Origin of the sequence: Paenibacillus sp. TAF43_2 (assembly GCF_052113545.1) — a bacterium.
Lineage (GTDB): Bacteria > Bacillota > Bacilli > Paenibacillales > Paenibacillaceae > Pristimantibacillus.
Genome location: NZ_JBFRDK010000389.1, coordinates 1 through 1,045, shown reverse-complemented (window position 1 = coordinate 1,045; position 1,045 = coordinate 1). Strand labels below are relative to the sequence as shown.

Sequence of the window (1,045 nt, the reverse complement as noted above, 5' to 3'; positions counted from 1 at the left end):
GTTCCTACCAGCTTAAACAAATGGATTACATGATTAAAAAAACATTTGAGGTTGTAGTAGCTTGCAGAGCTTGTAGTGCTTTTAGTGCTTTTAGTCAATTATGTCTTCTCTATTATGATGGTATTATGGTGCGAAGGATTGTTTCGATTTTATAAGCTGAGCTATCAGTTGGGTTCTTGAGAAAAATTGATTAGATATCAATTGTTTTGGCGTGTTTCTCAAGCTGTATATCAATAATATATCGTATTTGTTCAATTAATAGTGCATCTTACAAAAACTCTGAGACACTTATAAATATTAAAAATAACAGCTATTGATAAAATAGTCAGCTGAAGRTACACTGACAACATAGGTCGTGAAGAACACGCCGCTGCCATACAACCATTCCCTGCTTGGGAGAGTGTTTGTATGACAGCGGCATTTTTATTTTGCAGAGGGGAAGTGTATGTTATGGCATCTCAATTTGAACACAAATATAAGGAATGGTTACAATCCAATATTGATTCAGAGAGTAATCATAGAAGACTTGAATTGCTCAATAAGGGACTTGGCCACGGCACAATTGAATTTCTATGATCAGTATGGTTCCCTGCTGTCGGACATTTCGATCATCTGCTGCCTGAATGGGAAGTGCGCGATTTCAATAATGGCTATCGATATCTGGATCTTGCCTATATGCCAGGTGGCGCAAAAGGTGGAATTGAGATTCAAGGTTATGCGTCCCATGCTCGAGATCTTGATGTAAGACGATTTAAAGATTTGTGTAGAAGGCATTGTTTGTTATCTCTTGACGGTTGGATGCTGCTGCCTGTTGCTTACCCCTCTATCACGGATGAACCGCAACAATGCCAGCAGCTCGTTCTTGCTTTCATAGGYAAATTTATTTCATCAGATGTGCCTTCACAGCTGATGAGCTCTGAAGCGGAGACCTTACGACTAGCACGACGTTTGCTCCGACCCATAACTCCTTTAGAACTCGCAGAGCATCTCAGAGTAAGTGATCGACATGCAAGGCGTATTTTGTACACACTCGTTGAACTTCAAC

At 40.0% G+C, this 1,045-nt stretch carries 1 pseudogene; it reads left to right on the top strand.

Annotation, left to right across the window (positions count from 1 at the left end):
- Positions 1 to 450 precede the first annotated feature (450 nt).
- Positions 451 to 1,045, top strand: a pseudogene (locus AB4Z17_RS33625) (transcriptional regulator); the annotation flags it as partial.